The sequence below is a fragment of the Halobacillus sp. B29 genome (genome assembly GCF_052246755.1).
GTDB classification, from domain to species: Bacteria; Bacillota; Bacilli; order Bacillales; family Halobacillaceae; genus Halobacillus; species Halobacillus halophilus.
This window is the reverse complement of sequence record NZ_JBQQCM010000015.1, coordinates 103,896-121,591: the sequence shown is the minus strand read 5'-3', so window position 1 is coordinate 121,591 and position 17,696 is coordinate 103,896. Positions and strand designations below refer to the sequence as shown.

Here is a 17,696-nt window from a genome sequence, read left to right as displayed (position 1 = left end):
GATAGAGCCTGTTATATAAGCATTCCAGCCAGGTTAAGGAGAACAGAATTCTCTTTTTCCGAAGGGGCCGTTCTTCCTAATAAAGCTGGGGCTGGTGGGGAAATGGCGAGACTCCCATGGGAGAAGGGACTAGGTGAGATCCCGCAGGGAGTGAAACGAGCGAGGAAGCTCACCGTTCCCCCATAGGAAAGCGAGTTATTTCCCCACCACCCCCTCCTCACAGCGTAACGGGCCCAATTTATCTCGAAGCTGAGTCTTCAACTATCCGGCCCGATTGTTTAATAACTCTCTATGAGAATCAACTACATCCTTTAACTAAGCTATAATAAAAAAACCGGGAACTTCTGCGCATCAGAAGTTCCCGGTTTTTAATGTGGTCTAATTAGGAGCGTTTATGACTTGAGTGAGAAGATTGGTGTCTCTCGGAAGTTCTCGTGCGTTTTTCAGGTTCATGAGTTCTGACATTGGAAAAAGGATCATCCGGGTTTCCGTGGCTCTTGGTGGAAGCCGAATGGTCCTCATGGCTGTTAACTTCCTTCTTGCGTTCATGGCCAGGCTCTTCCTTATTTGTACGAGTGCTTTGATTTCGATGATTGTCTGTAGAATCATGGTTAGAGTCATGATCGTGGTTATGGGCTTCTGTATTCGTATGAGTCTTATGTTTTTGATCATGGGCTGAAGAATCACGGTGAGTTTCATGATTATGATAAGCTTCAGGATACATAGATTTGTTCTCTGTTTTATTTGTAATAAATGCGCGGTAAACTTTGTCCTGAAGTTTTTCCGTGGCTTCCACAATGACAATGACCTTTCCTTCTTTCAGATGATTCTCATACATCCGGGCATCATTTTCGGACATTCCGGCACCTACAAGCGCACCGACAATTCCTCCGCCGCCGGCGCCTACTCCTGCGCCAGTAAGAGCAGCAGCGATTGGTCCTGCCGCGGCAATTTGTCCAAGTCCAGGAATCGCAAGCAGACCCAGTCCTGTGATTAAACCGCCAATTCCACCGAGCACGCCGCCGGATAAGGCACCTAAACCTGCTCCTTTTCCGGAGTTTTTGCCTCGTCCGCCTTTGTTGGAGCTCACAGATGTGTCCATCTCATCTTCCAACACGGCTACTTTACTTTTATCTTTTGCAAAAACAGATATGTCATTGGATCCATAACCGTGATGTTGAAGATCCATAATGGCTTGTTCGGCATTTCCTACTTTACTAAATACGCCGCCTATAATTTTCTTATCCATAAATTGTTCCTCCTTTGTATCTTCCAATAATATTCCATACCCTAAAAGTAGAGCAGTAAGCTTTTTAAAAAGTAAAATAAGCCGTTAGTAGGAAAGGCGGCCGAACCTTTACGTGCTAGCCGGGTTCTGAATAAATCTGCTTTTACCGCCTCACTTTCGATGTTTCCTGCAGTGAAAGGGCAGAATATCATTTTTTCCGAACAAAAGCAGCGGCTCAGTTTATACAGAAGCGTGAACCTATTTGAAAAAACCTTGAATATTTGATGATCCTGCCAATTTGTAAATCAAAAGAATTAGTGTGAATTTCTTATTTTTTGAAACATTTAGGAGGAATGATCGTCTGATGTATGAGAGAATCTTAAAAGAGCAAGGAGGTGCCCCATGAAAATACGACTGGGTTTCTTAGCATTGATGATCCTACTAGGCGCTGCCTCGATTGGAAAAGCGATCTATGACACCAATGTATTTAAAGTTAATCACGTAAATTTTGAAAGCAGCGAGCTTCCCGCGGGCGAGGAGCTTGAAATATTACAAATTACCGACTTACATAATAAGGTTTTCGGAGCCGAAAATGAAAAACTGGTTCGTACAGCTGAAGAATTGAACCCTGATCTAATCGTCATTACCGGAGATTTGGTCGACCATAGTACCGAGCAGTTACAACATGTTTTTAACCTGGCAGAAAAATTGAAAGCCATACAGGAAGACGTCTATTATGTATCGGGCAATCATGAATGGGAAAATGAGAGGACAGAAGAATTGTTCCAGGGGCTTCGGGAAAGAAACATTACGATACTGGACAATACCCATGTTACCCTCCAGCGGGAGAAGACGACGATAAATATAGCCGGTATCGCAGACAGTTCCACAGATCATGAAAATATGGAACAAGCATTTGAAGGGATCGACAACAGTGCTTATACGATTCTTCTATCTCATTCTCCAAACGTCGTTACGAAGTACAACGACATTCCGACCGACTTGATTTTGAGCGGCCATACGCACGGCGGACAGGTTCGATTCCCATTCATTGGAGCGGTAGTGGCTCCAGATCAGGGCTTATTTCCGGATCTAACGAAAGGAGTCTATCAAGTAGATTCCGGTTCAACGTTATATATTGATAGCGGGCTGGGAACGAGTATCGCTCCTGTACGGTTCTGGAATCAGAGCCAGATGAGTATACTCACAATCTCCGGTTCTAATGAAGCAAATTAATTCCAAATGTCATTCTCGTTTGGAATGACGTTGAGATAGTTAGATAGCATCCAGGAGCTTACTGACGATTCGCATGAAAACTTCCGCCAACCACTTGAGGATTCGAACGGGTAAAAAGATCAGCTCGGGGATCCATGTGAAGAATGGGTCTAGGACATCTCTCTTACGAGTTTTGCTTTTCCGCTGTTTACTCACAGCACTCAGCTCCTTTATATTATGATCGGGTATTTCTTGATGGCAGGTATTACGAACTCATGAGGAAAAGCGTTTCATTTTCCTGTTTATATTTCTCGGGCAGGGCTTTGTGCTTCCTTCATAGGTCACCGTCATAAAGCCTTTTTTCCCATATGTTGAAAGGAGTCTCGTTTCCGTTAATATGTAGTGTATAATAGGGAGCAATCTATGTTAAGATACGGTGCAAGGGTAAGACACTCGTCTTTAGGATGGGTGTCTTTTTGTTACGATTATGATCGAAACTGTTACGTTGATTCCTGGGCTAAAAGCAAAGATGTGCACAGAAACTGCACAAAATTTTCATTAAATAAGGCTAAGGAAAAGTTGAAGTTGGCACGGCGCAATCGGTTTGGAGCACGGCCCGATTGGGGTAGAGCACGGCCCAATTTAGGCCCCATCCATACAAAAAATATGATTCTTATAAATAAAGGAGAGCCATCATGAAACTCCAGGAATTAGTCTATGAACTTGAATCAAAATCAGAAGTTATAAATAAGAATGTGGACGAAACCTTACCAATCAGCGGTTTAGCTGACAATACCAGTCAGATAGAAGAAGGGTATTTGTTTATAGCCATTAAGGGGTTTATGAAAGATGGACATACCTATATAGATGAAGCTATTCAAAAAGGAGCCTCTGTCATCATAGGAGAAGCAGACATCCAAAATCCAGATGTCCCTTATGTACAGGTGAAGAATGCGAGGAAGACTTTAGGAATCATAAGCAGTAAATATTATGATTATCCTTCTCGAAATAAAACACTGATCGGGGTCACAGGAACCAATGGGAAAACGACGACCAGCTATCTGGTCAAGCATATTTTAGCTTCCATGGGAAATTCGTGTGCTTTATTTGGATCGATTCATAACATTATTAATGGAGTCGATTATCCTTCTCAACATACGACACCCAATTCTCTTGAAATCAATCGGATGTTAGCAGAGAGCAGAGATGATGTGGTAGTTATGGAGGTCACGTCTCATGCTTTAACTCAATATCGTGTAGAAGGATTAGCCTATGATCTCGCTCTTTTCACGAACCTCTCCCATGATCATCTGGATTATCACGATTCTATGGAAGAGTACTTTGAAGCGAAGAAAATGTTGTTTGATCTGCTGAAAAGTGACGGGAAAGCAGTGATTAATACGGATGACTCCTGGGGACAGCAACTGGCGGACATCTTACAGGAAGAAGGCACATCCACTTATCGTATAGGAGAAATGAGCGGGAGTGACTTCCGCATTGTGGAATCGAATTTTAACCCGCCGCGCGTAAAGATTCAGGAAAAGAATGAAGTCACGGCAATCGATTCGAACATGTACGGAATTCACAATATGTACAATGTAACGATGGCTTATGCCGCAGCCAAAGTATTGGGATGGAATCAGGAAGAGATTCTGAGCTCCATTCAGGATTTTGAAGGGGTAAAAGGACGCTTCCAGATCATTACTCGTCATGATGTGAACTTTGTCATCGATTATGCTCATACCCCGGATGCCATTTTTCACTGTTTAAACACAGCTAGACAAGGCGGGGCTGAGAAAGTCATTCACGTCTTTGGCTTTAGAGGAGACCGGGACCGGACGAAACGACGCGAGATGATGGCGATTACTTCTGAATTAAGTGATCACTATATTCTCACGTTCGATGATTTAAATTCAGTTTCAAAAGAAGAAATGGAAAAAGAGCTGCAGCAATTGCAAAAGGAACATGGGAATGAAAAAGGGCGTATTGTAACGGATCGAACGAAAGCGATCAAGCAAGCGATGGAATTAGCGGAGGCAGGAGACTGGATTTTAATTACGGGTAAAGGTAATGAAGCGTACCAGCAGCGTTACGAGCTGCCTGCGGAATCAGATGAAGAAATGATTAATAGTCTATCATACCAGCCTTAGGATAGTACCTGTAAAAAGATTGGATTTCCGCGTTCCCTGAAGAAGGAGAGAACGCGGAAATCCAGGCATTTTCAAGCCCCATTTTTAGACGTTCCCTAATCTTACGCAATCGGGGCTTATCTGTAATAGACAACATAGAGATCTGACTGTGCTGTTCAAGAGTAGGGGAGTCTTTTTGCTGACTGTGATTTTTAAGATTCAACAGAATTTCTGCACAAATTTTGCAAAGAAATTTATTATGATAAACGTACATACCGTTATGAAAAGAGCGACTGCCCTTATCTCATAACGTTATGATAAGAAAAACGCGTGCCAGTAAAAGCTGCGAACTATTTTAGCTTTATTTTTTTAAGATTATTTATATACCTTCCGTGGTATGGGTATATAAAAAGGGAGGGAGAGAAGTGATCGTAACTATGAATGGAATGATGAGTGGAAACGGAATGGGTGGAGGATTTTTTGGATTTGGGTTGATTAGTATCTTAATTATTGCGGCGATCATTTTTATCGTGGTGTGGATGATGAAGCCGGATAAAAAACAAACATCATCAGATTCATTGGAAACTTTAAAGAAACGGCTGGCCCAAGGAGAAATAACGGAAGAAGAATATGACCGTCTAAAGAAAAAGCTGGAACAATGAGAAGAAAAGGGATCATGAGGTAAAGAAGAGGTGAAAGGAATGAATCGAAAATGGATGGGCTCGTTTCTTATTATACTCTTGCTGACTTTTGGGATCTGGATGTTTTTTAATTCTCCCTTCAGCACCAGCCAGCAAGCATTGCCCGCAGAAGTAAAAACGGATGGCACTAGCATCTTGGACATTGGGAATCAGAAAGCGGGAGATCGTCCGGTGAAGACGTTCAGCCTCACTGCCCAGGAGAAAGAATGGCAGATCAATGAAGATAAACAAGTGGAAGCCTGGACGTATAATGGCACGGTACCAGGCGAGCCGCTCCGTGTGACGGAAGGAGATTTCGTAAACGTTCACTTAAAAAATGAATTGAGCGTGCCCGTTACGATTCACTGGCATGGAATGATTTTACCCAATCAAATGGATGGGGTGCCGGGTCTGACACAGGATGCAGTTCAGCCAGGAGAATCGTTTACGTATGAATTCATTGCGAACGACGCGGGTACGTACTGGTATCACTCTCATCAGCACAGTTCCAAGCAGGTGGATAAAGGATTGTATGGTTCGCTGATCATCGAAGAGAAAGACCCTGCCTATCAACAGGAGCAGACGTATATGTTGGATGAATGGGCTGTTGATCAGGAAAAACAGAGTTTCACCAATATGGGTGGAATGATGATGGGATCGATGTCTGGCGATGGTGAGGCAGATACAAAGCAGATGTATGATACCTTAACGGTTAATGGGAAATCAGGAAAAGCCATTGAGCCATTGCAAATGGAGACAGGAGAAACAGCCAGGCTCCGGTTTGTTAATGCAGGTTATCAGCAGCACCGTTTAGTTTTTCCGGAAGGATCAATAGAAGTGATCGCTGCGGATGGAGAAGAGGTTGTGACGGACGAACCATCAGCTAATATGCTGGAAATCGCTCCCGGGGAACGAATAGATGTAGCTTTCACCAGGCAGGGAGAGGAAGCAGAGGTAATTGGTGAGGATCCTACCACCGAGTATGATCGGGGTATGAAAATACCAGTGGTTTCAGAGGAAAAAGCGGATAGCTTCTCTTACGATCAATTATCGGTTTCTTCCGCTTCATCACAGGAAACTGGAACCTCAAATGGAAGTGAAGAGCTTCTATTTAAGCAGACCCCTGAAAGCGATGTTACCTATCATATGGATCTGAGTATGGGGATGGACATGGGAGAAGGAATGTCTTTCCAGATTAATAATAAAGTCTTTCCTGATACCCCTCTTATACCCGTAAGCGAAGGGGATGTGGTGAAGGTGAGAATTACGAATTCGGGAAGATTAAACCACCCCATGCATTTACATGGACACAGGTTTCAGGTAGCTTCGAAAGACGGTCAGGCCTATGAAAATCCTATTGTAAAAGATCTGATTCATGTAAAACCCGGTGAAGAATATACGGTATATTTTAAAGCCGATAATAAAGGCGAGTGGCTGTTCCATTGTCACGATAATAATCATGCAGATCGTGGAATGGTAACGATCGTAGATTATCAGGGCGTGTATTCCCCTTTTAAACTAGACGGGGAACACAACAATCAGCCGTAAATAGAAGCACTAGTCTGCTAAGCTTGCAGAGAAACTCCGGTTTTTTCTGCAAGCTATTTTTATGTCTTGCGGAGAGAATGAAGGCGTCGTTTTCCCGTGGTAACTGCACATAGAGGTCATTAATAAACGCCAATGGTTGACTGTTAATACCTTAGGTGGGTATATTAAGAGGTGAGAGGGCAATATCCCTACTACAAAAACTGTACCAATCAGCCGGATGGAAAATAAAAAACTCTATGAAAGGATGGATCATAATGCAAACTACGATTAAAGTAGAGGGCATGACCTGTGAACATTGTGAGAAAGCCGTAACAGGAGCTTTGAAGGAGCTGGATGGCGTTCAGGATGTTCAAGTCGATTTGAATACGGGAAAAGTTGACGTTTCTACGGATAAAGAAGTAAGTAAAGAAGCGATGGCAGATGCTATTGAAGACCAGGGATATGATGTTGTTTCATAAAGGATAGAAGGTAAAAGCCTAAAGATGAGTATCTTTAGGCTTTTTTACAAGCTTCTATTCCATAATAGGGTCGGATTGTTGAAGACTCAGTTTCGAGGTAAATCGGGGTCCGTTAATTAATAGGTATAGGGCTGGTGGGGAAATAACTCGCTTTCCTATGGGGGAACGGTGAGCTTCCTCGCTCGTTTCACTCCCTGTGGGATCTCACCTAGTTCCTTCTCCCATGGGAGTCTCGTCATTTCCCCACCGGCCCAACTTTATTAGGGCGAACGAACCCTTCAGAAAGGGATTATACTATGCTCCTTAACCCGCCTGAAATGGTTATACAACGGGCTATCCCGCATAGTCCCAGCCTGAAAAAAGGATATATGCCCATAGGGTTATTTCTTCTCAAGCGGGTGAAAGTTGAACGCATTTCGAGTCTCTGATTTGGTCAGGGCCGGAAAGCGAAATCGTCCCCCGGAGGACCTTTCCTCTCTTCAAATGTCTCAAAACTGAGTCTTCTAGTATCGGTAGCTTATGGGGAAATCAATACGGAAATTAACAGTACTTAAAAAAACATATTTCTTCACAATTTCTCGATATATTTTTGCTAGAGTAAGAGGAGACTTTATTAAGGAGTGTATTCAATGAAGAAACAAATAGGAATGATTTTGTTTATCTCAATGCTTGTCCTGGCTGCATGCAGCAGCGAATCGAATGAGGGTGAAGGCTCTGGAGAAGGTTCAACTCAGGAAGAATCTCTTCAAGAGAGTACGGAATCCTTCGATGGAAGTTTAGAGCACGTTCATGGGATCGGCTATATGGATGAGGATACCCTCGCGTACGCCGCTCATTCTGGAATCAAATTACATAAAGGCGGGGAGTGGCTCGAATCCATTCATCACAAAAATGATTATATGGGCTTTAATGTAGTCGATGATGGATTTTATACCTCTGGTCACCCGGGAGAAGGAAGTGATCTTCCGAATCCAATTGGTCTTCAGAAAGGTAAAGTGACGGAAAAAGGTTTATCGTCTCTAGCATTTGAAGGCGAAAGTGATTTCCATGTGATGGGGGTAGGAGCCAGAAATCATGCCGTGTATGTATTGAATGAACATGCGAACTCAGAAATGGAGCAGGGGCTGTATAGAAGCCTTGATGATGGAGAGAGCTGGGAGAAGATAGCTGCCGAGAATTCAGGCGAGAAGATCTTTCAAATTGCCGTTCATCCTGATGATGAGAACATCGTAGCGCTGGCCACTGCTTCCGGTATTTATTTAAGCGAAGATGGAGGGGAAAGCTTCAACGTGATTTCAGAGGAAGGACAGGGCAGCGGCATGCACTTTACCAAGGATCGCTTATATTACGGTCTTTATACCGGCACACCTTCTTTGTCCGTCTATAAATGGGACGATCAATCCAAAGAGGAAATAGGACTCCCTGAAATGAATGAGGATGCCGTCATGTATCTCGCTAAAAACCCTGAAAAGAAAGACACATTTGCTATTTTTACGATTAAAGGAAACAGTTATACGACTTTTGACAATGGGGAATCCTGGGAGCAGATTATTGACCAGGGACAAACGAAATAATGTATTCGGCAGGTCGAAGATAAAGAAAGGTAGGGTACTTTGAATCCTAAAAAAAAGAAACGGCTCATCATGAGAACAGTGGTACTCAGCTTTTTTCTCTTTCTCGTCGCCTTTGTTATTTATCAGAGCTTTACCCGGGAGTCGGACGTCATTAATGCAGGAGACCAGGCACCGGACTTTACGCTGCAGACATTAGAGGGAGAAACGGTCCAGCTGAGCGATTACAGGGGACAGGGTGTGTTTCTCAATTTCTGGGCGACTTATTGCAAGCCCTGTGAAGAAGAAATGCCCTATATTGAAAGTCAGTATCAAAAATTTAAAGAGCAGGGCGTGAAGGTTCTGGCGGTGGATGTGGGAGAAAATGATGTGACCGTCGAATCATTTGTAGAACGGAAAGATATGACGTTTCCTGTCCTGATGGACAGGGGAGAGCAGTTGATTGATGCTTATGGTATCGGTCCGATTCCTGTAACCTTCTTAGTAGATGAAAATGGAAAGGTTGTCGACCGGATTACGGCGGGGATGACGGAGGCTCAGGTGCGAGAGTACATGAAACGAATCCAGCCGGAGAAATGGAGGAAGTCGAATGGCTGATGTGAATATTTTCTTAGCCTTTGGAGCAGGTTTCCTGTCGTTTATATCTCCTTGTTGTCTGCCTTTATATCCAGCATTTTTGTCGTACATTACCGGGATGACGGTCGAAGATCTACAGACAAAGAAAAAGTTAATTCAGAAACAGCCGATGCTTCACACGATTTTTTTCCTGCTTGGGTTTTCGATTATATTTATTGCGATCGGCTTTTCAACCTCCTGGATCGGAGGGTGGTTCATCCGGTATGATGATTTGATCCGGCAACTGGGGGCAATTCTTATTATATTCCTCGGATTTGTCGTCATCGGATTCTACAAGCCCCAATTTTTTATGAAGGAATATAAAGTGTCGTTAAAGAACCGGCCTCCAGGATATCTGGGTTCCAGTGCCGTCGGGATGGCTTTTGCTGCCGGATGGACGCCATGTACAGGACCTATACTTGCAGCGGTGATCGCTTTAGGCGTGTCTTCACCCGATGAAGCTGTTACGTATATGATCAGTTATGTACTCGGTTTTTCCATTCCCTTTTTCTTAATGGCCATGTTTATTGGCCGTATGAAATGGATCAAGAAGAATAACCGCAAGATTGTGAAGTTCGGAGGCTACACCATGATTGTGATGGGTGTATTTCTATTCTTCGGATGGATGACTCAGTTGACCTCGTTTATTACGAATCAATTCTTCGGGGGCTGGACAGGTTTTTAGGAAATTCGATTGAATGAACGAAAAAACAGAGGAGCCATTATGAGAAGACGAATATCGTTAAAGTTAGGAATGCTATTTTTTATACTCATGATCCTAATCGAGCTTTCTTTATTCTTTGTGTTATATACGAATATATCGAACCATCAGATCGATGAAGTGCTGGATGGACTGTTAGCACGCGGGGGAAGTCATAGGAATGTGCTGGAAAAGAATTTTGATGAGGGGACTTTAAACCACGTAGTTTTAATGGAATCAGAAGCTGAGACCGATGTGGTCATTACAGATGAGAAGGGCCAGATTCTATCCAGTTCTTCCATTCTTGAGGATCATCAAAGAGAATTGATTGAATCCCAGGAGAAAGTCCAGCCTGATCAAGGGCGGATTATTGAGAGTAAATGGAAGACAGAACCGTACGTGGCGACGTTATCCCCTATCGAGAGGAACGGGAAGATCGAAGGGTACGTCTATATGTTCTCCCCCTCTACGATTATTCGCAATCTTACGTCCCATTTGTCTCAGCAATTTATCTTTGTGATGATTCTTACGCTTCTGATTACGTTAATTGTCGTCTTCACCCTTTCTAAGCTGATTACGAAGCCTTTGATCCGGATGAAAGAGGAAACGGAGAAGTTGAGCAGAGGGGAAACCACTGTCGAGTTAGATGACCATTATAAGGATGAACTCGGAATACTGGCACGATCGATTAATCGACTGGCAGAAGATCTAGAAAGAATGAAGCAGGAGCGGAATGACTTTTTATCTTCGATTGCTCATGAACTTCGTACCCCTTTAACGTATTTAAAAGGGTATGCGGATATTGCCTCCAGAGAACAGACGAACGAGTCGGACCGTCAGCATTATTTAAAGATTATTAAAGAAGAGTCGGAAAACCTGACCACGATGATCAAGCAGCTTTTTCATTTAGCCCAGATGGACGAAAATACGTTTGCGATTCATCCGGAACGATGTGAATTGAAACCATTGCTTGCGCAGGCCGAAGAGAGCATCTACCCCTTCGTAAACAAGTCCGAGGCGGAAATATCGATTAACTGCCCTTCTAACTTGTATGTTTACGCCGATCCGGTCCGCTTTAAACAGGTTATCGTAAACATTTTGGACAATGCGATAAGGTATAGTGCGGAATGTCCAGTTATTTCGATCGAAGTGATTGATAAGCCGGATGCGTGTGAAATCAGGTTGAAGGATCAGGGTCCTGGGGTGCCTGAGGAGGCACTGCCTTATCTGTTTGAACGTCTATACCGGACAGATAAATCAAGGTCCAGAGACTATGGAGGTACGGGTTTAGGTCTTGCCATTGTAAAAGAAATCGTGGATATGCACCACGGTAAAGTAGAAGCAAGAAATGAACAAGGTTTGCTGATTGTAGTGAACTGGCCAAAGGAAGGACGCATATGAATAGAGTTTTACTTGTAGATGATGAACAGCGTATGCTGGATCTGCTCGAATTGTATTTGGAGCCTCATGGCTTTCCTTGTGACCAGGCAAGAAGCGGATTAGAGGCGTTGAATAAGCTTGACCATACATCCTATGACTTAATTCTTTTAGATGTCATGATGAAAGAAATGGACGGGTTTGAGACGTGCCGGCATATAAGAGAAAAGTCCAATGTTCCCATCATGATGATCACAGCCAAAGATCAAAAGCATGACATTCTAAAGGGACTGAACCTAGGCGCGGACGATTATATAACCAAGCCATTCGACGAAGATATTTTAATCGCACGCATTAAAGTCCTTTTGCGTCGTGGACCTGAACAGAATAAAATTGTCATGAACGATCTGGTATGGAATGAGGAAGCCCACCAGCTTCATTACGATCATAAAGAAATCCACCTCACGCCTAAAGAGTTCAAGCTGCTGGGGTTGCTGTTAAACCGTCCCAACCAGGTTTACGATCGCAATTATCTGTTGGAACGGGTATGGGGATTTGATTCCAATACCGAAGGAAGAACCATTGATTCTCATGTGCGAAATGTGCGGGAGAAGATTCGGAAGCATGGATACCCCATCGACCGCCACTTAAAAACCATATGGGGCGTAGGGTATAAATGGGAAAATTAATAGAAGAAAAGCTGGTAAATCTCATGGGAAACCCATGCACAAAATTAGATGTGCATGGGTTTTTTAGTGAGCTTGATGAATGGGAGGCTCACTTGCAGGAGCTGAATCTAATAAGCTTCCTCCAAGTAGAATAAACAGGGCCGCTAAGAAAACAAGGAAAGGCTTGATCAGCCACCTTTTTGTTGGAATCGAATTTTCCCGAAAAGATGCATGAAAGAATGCCGGGTATAACAGCAGGGAGCTGATGGAAAGGGTAATCAAAAGCTGAAGAAAAATAACGGCTTCCGTATAGGAAACCATTTCTCCTAACATAGCGCCCATCATTCCTCCCATCATTCCAGCGGTGAGACCTTCCATCATGGAGACGGTCCCTAATTTCCCGGCACTTAAAGCTGCCAAAGCAGCACCGCCAAAAAATCCTAAGAGATTAGAGGAATAGAAACTGCCTGGAAAAATAGAGCTTGCCATTAACCCAACCGTGAGACCAATTGTGGTCCCTGAGAACATGGATACGACCATGCGCTGACTGTGAGATAGAAAATCGCACCATTTTCTCGTTAATAGGAATGAACTGGTAACGGTTAACAGTAAGGCGCCTAGAACAAACAGGTGAAAGTCACTCATTTATATTCTCCTCTTCCCTATGTCTTGTCCCTATCTAATGTATGAATGAATGGACATAATTATTTAGGTTCCATGGCGTTCATGGTGTAAGGAGTTATGATCAAGAAGCGGGGATTGCTTTCATCCTCAATGTTCTTAAGCTTTGGATAATTTATTTACATATGGTTCCCGTTTATTGAAACCCGGAGACGTATCTGCTCGTATAGTTTAGCAATTGTATATCTATTTTGGGCATACAATGGAACGAGGAGGGGTCAAGTTGAAAAAAGTGTATGGATATTTTTTCATTGTGGTGATGTTGTTTCTGAGCGGGTGTTCGTTCCTTGAAGGAGTGAATAACTCCTTGAATTATGTGAATGAAGCTACTGAGTACGCGAATGAAGTCAGCACGTTTACCAGCGAAGTTCCTGCACTTGCGGAGCAAGCGGTGACCGATCAGCAGGCGGCAGACGAATTGGAAACGCGTATGGAAGAGATGAAAGCAAATATTGAAGAATTTAATGAGCTTGACGCCCCGCAGGCAGGAGCGGATTTGCACCAGCAAGTGGTGGAACGAAACAATCAGGCGCTCGAGGGTATTCAAATGTATCTAGACAATATAGAAAATGGTAAGCTGGACGCCTCGGTAATTGAGAATACGGAAGTTTTCCAGTCATTGAGAGAAATTACAGAAGTTATTGATCAGATTAAGCAATTGGGAGAATAACCAGGCAGGAAACCCGTCTTCTTTTGTTGAATAGTGGGGGAGAGGGGGACACTCTGGATGAAAAATGTGATAGTGAAAAAGGTATTCTATAATGAAGATCACAATGAAGTGGCGTTTTCTAAAGGTTTATTACTGATTGATGATGTTGGACCACTTATGAACTGGACCGTCAGTTTAAACAAAGTACAGGATGTCAGTTTTTTTGCGGATCTCCAAAAAGAAGGAAAACATCTTCAGATTAGCATTGTCGGGCCAGAAGGAAAGGCGTATAAAGGAACCGCGGCTGTTGATTTGATTCCAGATGAGCGCACGGTGCTCATGGTTGCAAGAGGCGAGTTGACGCAAGGGTGATGATCATAATATATCGTGGGAAACGCTAATCTGAGCGTTTCTCTTTTTATTTTTGACTCTGTTAATCATTGTAAGCTTCTTATGGGGCATTCCATGTTGCAAAAAACATATATTTCTTTCCATTCATTAGATCACCTGATCCGTCTTTTTCTCCTCGAACAAAAAAGACGCCCGTTTTATTATTGGGACAATATTATTTGAACCTTTACAGGGAGTTACGCAAATTAAGACTGCCAAAGAAAGTAATAGAATATATAACATCGTCACCTCTTATACTTTCTTTTCACGTGAAAAAATACGTATTGACAATTTAGTTTCTAGTAAATAAATAAATTTCCCCAACATAAAGATGATTTTGGTTGACCCTCTGATAGCGACCTCCTTGCACAAAGCTTTTCCACCAACCGTTAAACCGGCCACAATACTCGTAAATATAATGGCTATAATTGAATAATAAATGGAGTCATCGTTTTGACCAGCCATTAAGGACAATTGTAATACGACTGCTGCGGACGCTGACCCACTGACAATCCCGCATATATCTCCAACCACATCATTGAAAAAACTTGAAAATACTTCCGCGTTTTTACAAATTTGAACAGATTCCTTTGCTCCGTTAATTCTTTTTGAGGCCATTGCATGGAATGGATATTCCTTTGCGGCAGCCGCAGACAATCCAATGGTATCGGAAATTACTCCAATTGAGATAAAGAAGAAAACAGTAATTATTCCTAGCACTATAGAAGTGTTAGATAATATAAAAGTTGAAATAGATGAAAATATAGAAGCAAGAAGTATAGTGAATACAGTAATTCTCGTACTCCATCCTAATGACCTAGCAAAAAAACCTTTCATTAAATCACCACCTTGTACTTTCATTAACTTTATAACACCTTTATGCAACTAATCTTTCACTCTCTAATAAGCGAAAGATTAGTAATATTAGATATCTTTTTAAGTTTGGCTTGCATTTTGTGTTTTTCTTATATTGTTAGTCCTTTTTTCAAGGAAAGGCTGTAGATAAAAATCTACCCCAAAACGACCAGCATTCGTTCCACTAGCGATAATGATAAATTCCATTATGATGAGATTAGGATTAACACTAATCGTACCGGCGAATAAGAAGCTGAAATTTAGAAATGCACCCACCAAGCTAGAAAATCTTGTGAATAACCCAATGATCAATCCAATTCCAACGAGAACTTCTCCTAGAGGTACTAGAAAGTTGAAAAGTTCAACATTTGGTATGGCGAAACTTTCTAGAAAGTTTGCGTACCACTGTTGTACTGAAGGGTGTTCTCCACTTGATTTACTAACAGCTTCTTTTAAGAAACCAGTAGCATCAAAAGGTACTGGTCCGAACATTTTCCCCCATCCTGCTGATAGAAATTTCCATCCGACATACACACGTATTACAGTTAATAAAGTAGCTGCTATTTTACTTGATCGAACCCATGAAGACATATCATCATCCTTTTCATTCAGATTGTTTATTAATACTTGTTTTCACCACACAACAAAAAGTTTACCTGAGGAAACTTTTTGTTGTGTGGTCAATTCTATGATGAAACGGGAGACATGTCAAATTAAATGATACTTATCTAAGAAACCCAAGATATATCTCGAACTCAAGTCTTCAAGGAACGGGGGGCTTTAGTTAAATAAGTAATATAAAGAAGCAGCCGTTGTTGCTTGTTCTTTATATTTTTAAATGCGTCAAAGATCAATTAATGAAATGGTTAATTATGTTAAACTCACTATTTGCGGTGAAAGTGGTAGAAAAGTGTTTCCATGAAAGTGTGTGGTGTTAAAGGTCCACAAGGCTAATCCTCCTCCAGTCCTTCGAGTAAGGGTCACTTCATAAATACCTGAGGGGAGTACATTTCATGTTGCCCTGGCTGTTCTCCGTACACGTGAAGAATACATGGACATGTTTTTACTAGAAGAAGAAGATTTGAAAGGGAAAAAGTATTAGGATGCCAGTCTGAGGCATGTTCTTTTACGGCAGTAGGTCAATTAAGAGGCTTAAATATTACCGCATCTGATATTGCTTACCACCAATCTGTAGAGCAGCTAAAAGCCAAAGGTAAAGAAGATAAGGCTAAAAGTAATTATGTATGGGATTATTTTGAGGATATAATTCGGTTAAAAAAATCGTGAGAAAGCTTTACTTGATTGCACTCAAGATATGGAAAAAATAGTGGGCGAGAATTTTTAAACAAGAGGTTTCCGTTGAAACGGCTGAATACATAGAAGCCAGAACATGAAAAAGATTGCCCTTCACCTAGCGAGCACCAGATAGGTGAAGGGGAGTGTTTTTCATAAAAAAACTTATAAATTATCCTCAAAAACATATAAGGAAAATAAGCACAATAAAAGTCTCCTGTTATAAACAGAAGACTTTTATTGTGCTTATTTTTCTTAATAGTTATTTACTGCTATTGTTCTTCTGTAGGACTTTCAATCCTTGGTTCATATCGGAGCCAAGAATATAGTTTCGATCTACGAATGTCCCCCAGAAATAACCGCCTTCAGGATTGTAATTTCCAATTTGGACAGGATTACTAGGATCGGTAATATCTACAGCACGAATTCCACCGGCATAGTGAGATAAGTAGAGTGTATTGCCATGAACTTTTGGATCATGGACAGTATTAGCGAATGTTACGCCATCTTCCACATTATCTACAAGCTCTGTTTTGAATGTGCTTAGCAGTTTGGGATTCTTTTTATCTTTAATATCAAAAATTCTTGTGTAGCCATATGATTCTTCGTATCCAGGTCTCGTAGGGTTGTAAACCTCTCGTGTTTCTATAAGAACATTGCCACCTTTTGCAAGTGCAGCCGAGTGAGCAGACCCTTGTACATCCGGTGCATAATCTGTCCGTCCTTCAAATTTCACGTTATATGGATCTGATATATCGAGAATAATTGTACCTAGGTCCCAGAAGGATAGAAGAGCGGTGTCTCCATTATTGTCGGTCATCGTACTATGATTAAAAACAGGCCGTGTTTTGCCATCTGGGGCGTTCCAGTGGTAACCATTGAAGTCTTCATCTACTTCAGCTAATACACGTGGATCAAACTCATAAATCGTTTCAGGAGAAGTCGGGTCACTTACATCAACGAGGGCGAAGTCTTTTTCTTCTCCATGGGTGTAGTAATCTGCATAAGGGTTCGCTGCTAAAACAAATGGTTTCCCTTCTTTGACCGTCAAATAAAGCTCATGCGTACCTGGGACACGTTTGTCCACTTCCCAAAATCCAAGTTTTTCCGGAGACTCTGGATTAGTAACATCATATAAAAGAAATCCGCCTTTAGAGTCAGGGTTGTTGCGGTTTAATTGTTGCACACTGACAACTGCCAATTCCCCTTTGAATTCATTTGTGTTCACTTTTTTAACGATGACTTTTTCTTGCCATGTGCCTGGAATATCATCGGCAAACTTGGCCACTTCGACAGGATCGGATGGATCTTTCATATCAAAGACACGAACCCCACCTTCCCCGCCATTGCTAGTATGTGTACCTACATAGGCGTATCCTTTATGTGCATAAACGTCAGCCGTATTGTTTTGTACTCCGTCGTATTTTTTCAATTGTACAGATCCAACTTCTCTCCAGTTTCCAACATTCTTGGAACCTTCAAGGACTGGAATCTGATTCAGTGACTGAGAGCCTTCTTGTCCTTTTTCAACCAAAGCATCGTCAAGCATATCGTGGGCAAAAGTAGTTGGGGTTACAGAAAAGACCATCAAACCAGCTACTGCGGAGCTTAGCAATAAGTGTTTTTTATTCAACATAAT

17 protein-coding genes and 1 pseudogene are annotated in these 17,696 nt (G+C 42.1%); 13 read left to right on the top strand and 5 right to left on the bottom strand.

What is annotated here, in order from left to right:
* Nucleotides 1–186: pseudogene (locus ACTWP7_RS17715) on the top strand (hypothetical protein); the annotation flags it as partial.
* Nucleotides 187–382: 196 nt separating this feature from the next.
* Here the strand turns inward: ACTWP7_RS17715 and ACTWP7_RS17710 are convergent.
* Nucleotides 383–1,249 carry a hypothetical protein gene (locus ACTWP7_RS17710; RefSeq protein ID WP_443124355.1) on the bottom strand — a complete coding sequence of 289 codons (867 nt, stop codon included), beginning with the start codon at nucleotides 1,247–1,249 and terminating at the stop codon, nucleotides 383–385.
* A gap of 381 nt (nucleotides 1,250–1,630) precedes the next feature.
* On the opposite strand from ACTWP7_RS17710, the gene ACTWP7_RS17705 reads away from it, so the two are divergent.
* The 10 genes from ACTWP7_RS17705 (at nucleotide 1,631) to ACTWP7_RS17660 (ending at nucleotide 12,210) form a co-directional block, all read left to right on the top strand.
* Nucleotides 1,631–2,464 (top strand): metallophosphoesterase, encoded by an 834-nt coding sequence (locus tag ACTWP7_RS17705; protein WP_443124354.1) that lies wholly within the window; start codon nucleotides 1,631–1,633, stop codon nucleotides 2,462–2,464.
* 674 nt (nucleotides 2,465–3,138) lie between these two features.
* Nucleotides 3,139–4,593 (top strand): UDP-N-acetylmuramoyl-L-alanyl-D-glutamate--2,6-diaminopimelate ligase, encoded by a 1,455-nt coding sequence (locus ACTWP7_RS17700; protein ID WP_443124353.1) that lies wholly within the window; start codon nucleotides 3,139–3,141, stop codon nucleotides 4,591–4,593.
* Nucleotides 4,594–4,997: 404 nt separating this feature from the next.
* Nucleotides 4,998–5,234: an SHOCT domain-containing protein gene (locus ACTWP7_RS17695; protein ID WP_443124352.1), complete on the top strand. Its 237-nt coding sequence runs from the start codon at nucleotides 4,998–5,000 to the stop codon at nucleotides 5,232–5,234.
* A gap of 39 nt (nucleotides 5,235–5,273) precedes the next feature.
* Nucleotides 5,274–6,800, top strand: coding sequence for a multicopper oxidase family protein (locus tag ACTWP7_RS17690; protein WP_443124351.1), 1,527 nt, complete (start codon nucleotides 5,274–5,276; stop codon nucleotides 6,798–6,800).
* 254 nt (nucleotides 6,801–7,054) lie between these two features.
* A complete protein-coding gene (gene copZ / locus ACTWP7_RS17685) occupies nucleotides 7,055–7,258 on the top strand; it encodes a copper chaperone CopZ (protein ID WP_443124350.1) in 204 nt (67 codons plus the stop codon).
* Nucleotides 7,259–7,887: 629 nt separating this feature from the next.
* Nucleotides 7,888–8,832: a F510_1955 family glycosylhydrolase gene (locus tag ACTWP7_RS17680; protein WP_443124349.1), complete on the top strand. Its 945-nt coding sequence runs from the start codon at nucleotides 7,888–7,890 to the stop codon at nucleotides 8,830–8,832.
* A gap of 39 nt (nucleotides 8,833–8,871) precedes the next feature.
* Nucleotides 8,872–9,426: a thiol-disulfide oxidoreductase ResA gene (resA, locus tag ACTWP7_RS17675; protein WP_443124348.1), complete on the top strand. Its 555-nt coding sequence runs from the start codon at nucleotides 8,872–8,874 to the stop codon at nucleotides 9,424–9,426.
* A complete protein-coding gene (locus tag ACTWP7_RS17670; RefSeq protein WP_443124347.1) occupies nucleotides 9,419–10,129 on the top strand; it encodes a cytochrome c biogenesis CcdA family protein in 711 nt (236 codons plus the stop codon). The genes resA and ACTWP7_RS17670 overlap by 8 nt, the downstream gene beginning before the upstream one ends.
* Nucleotides 10,130–10,138: 9 nt before the next feature.
* The gene (locus ACTWP7_RS17665) at nucleotides 10,139–11,545 is read left to right on the top strand and encodes a sensor histidine kinase (protein WP_443124346.1); all 1,407 of its coding nucleotides are present in this window, start codon (nucleotides 10,139–10,141) and stop codon (nucleotides 11,543–11,545) included.
* Nucleotides 11,542–12,210 carry a response regulator transcription factor gene (locus ACTWP7_RS17660; protein WP_443124345.1) on the top strand — a complete coding sequence of 223 codons (669 nt, stop codon included), beginning with the start codon at nucleotides 11,542–11,544 and terminating at the stop codon, nucleotides 12,208–12,210. The genes ACTWP7_RS17665 and ACTWP7_RS17660 overlap by 4 nt, the downstream gene beginning before the upstream one ends.
* Nucleotides 12,211–12,273: 63 nt before the next feature.
* Here the strand turns inward: ACTWP7_RS17660 and ACTWP7_RS17655 are convergent, their stop codons facing one another.
* Nucleotides 12,274–12,834: a hypothetical protein gene (locus ACTWP7_RS17655; protein ID WP_443124344.1), complete on the bottom strand. Its 561-nt coding sequence runs from the start codon at nucleotides 12,832–12,834 to the stop codon at nucleotides 12,274–12,276.
* A gap of 268 nt (nucleotides 12,835–13,102) precedes the next feature.
* Here ACTWP7_RS17655 and ACTWP7_RS17650 point away from each other — a divergent pair, with 268 nt between their 5' ends.
* Both ACTWP7_RS17650 and ACTWP7_RS17645 read left to right on the top strand, forming a co-directional pair.
* Nucleotides 13,103–13,540: a DUF6376 family protein gene (locus tag ACTWP7_RS17650; RefSeq protein ID WP_443124359.1), complete on the top strand. Its 438-nt coding sequence runs from the start codon at nucleotides 13,103–13,105 to the stop codon at nucleotides 13,538–13,540.
* Between the two features lie 57 nt (nucleotides 13,541–13,597).
* The gene (locus ACTWP7_RS17645; protein WP_443124343.1) at nucleotides 13,598–13,891 is read left to right on the top strand and encodes a hypothetical protein; all 294 of its coding nucleotides are present in this window, start codon (nucleotides 13,598–13,600) and stop codon (nucleotides 13,889–13,891) included.
* Nucleotides 13,892–14,161: 270 nt separating this feature from the next.
* On the opposite strand, the gene ACTWP7_RS17640 is transcribed toward ACTWP7_RS17645, so the two are convergent.
* The 3 genes from ACTWP7_RS17640 to ACTWP7_RS17630 form a co-directional block, all read right to left on the bottom strand.
* A complete protein-coding gene (locus ACTWP7_RS17640) occupies nucleotides 14,162–14,770 on the bottom strand; it encodes a hypothetical protein (RefSeq protein ID WP_443124342.1) in 609 nt (202 codons plus the stop codon).
* A gap of 75 nt (nucleotides 14,771–14,845) precedes the next feature.
* A complete protein-coding gene (locus ACTWP7_RS17635) occupies nucleotides 14,846–15,355 on the bottom strand; it encodes a DoxX family protein (protein ID WP_443124341.1) in 510 nt (169 codons plus the stop codon).
* A 964-nt stretch (nucleotides 15,356–16,319) separates the two neighbouring features.
* On the bottom strand, nucleotides 16,320–17,693 hold the full coding sequence (locus tag ACTWP7_RS17630; RefSeq protein WP_443124340.1) for an LVIVD repeat-containing protein: 1,374 nt from the start codon (nucleotides 17,691–17,693) through the stop codon (nucleotides 16,320–16,322).
* Nucleotides 17,694–17,696 lie beyond the last annotated feature (3 nt).

Bases quoted from the DNA above. Each gene is read 5' to 3' on its own strand.
- ACTWP7_RS17710 (WP_443124355.1), bottom strand. From the start codon at position 1,249: ATGGATAAGAAAATTATAGGCGGCGTATTTAGTAAAGTAGGAAATGCC.
- ACTWP7_RS17705 (WP_443124354.1), top strand. From the start codon at position 1,631: ATGAAAATACGACTGGGTTTCTTAGCATTGATGATCCTACTAGGCGCT.
- ACTWP7_RS17700 (WP_443124353.1), top strand. From the start codon at position 3,139: ATGAAACTCCAGGAATTAGTCTATGAACTTGAATCAAAATCAGAAGTT.
- ACTWP7_RS17690 (WP_443124351.1), top strand. From the start codon at position 5,274: ATGAATCGAAAATGGATGGGCTCGTTTCTTATTATACTCTTGCTGACT.
- copZ (WP_443124350.1), top strand. From the start codon at position 7,055: ATGCAAACTACGATTAAAGTAGAGGGCATGACCTGTGAACATTGTGAG.
- ACTWP7_RS17680 (WP_443124349.1), top strand. From the start codon at position 7,888: ATGAAGAAACAAATAGGAATGATTTTGTTTATCTCAATGCTTGTCCTG.
- ACTWP7_RS17670 (WP_443124347.1), top strand. From the start codon at position 9,419: ATGGCTGATGTGAATATTTTCTTAGCCTTTGGAGCAGGTTTCCTGTCG.
- ACTWP7_RS17660 (WP_443124345.1), top strand. From the start codon at position 11,542: ATGAATAGAGTTTTACTTGTAGATGATGAACAGCGTATGCTGGATCTG.
- ACTWP7_RS17655 (WP_443124344.1), bottom strand. From the start codon at position 12,834: ATGAGTGACTTTCACCTGTTTGTTCTAGGCGCCTTACTGTTAACCGTT.
- ACTWP7_RS17645 (WP_443124343.1), top strand. From the start codon at position 13,598: ATGAAAAATGTGATAGTGAAAAAGGTATTCTATAATGAAGATCACAAT.
- ACTWP7_RS17640 (WP_443124342.1), bottom strand. From the start codon at position 14,770: ATGAAAGTACAAGGTGGTGATTTAATGAAAGGTTTTTTTGCTAGGTCA.
- ACTWP7_RS17635 (WP_443124341.1), bottom strand. From the start codon at position 15,355: ATGTCTTCATGGGTTCGATCAAGTAAAATAGCAGCTACTTTATTAACT.
- ACTWP7_RS17630 (WP_443124340.1), bottom strand. From the start codon at position 17,693: ATGTTGAATAAAAAACACTTATTGCTAAGCTCCGCAGTAGCTGGTTTG.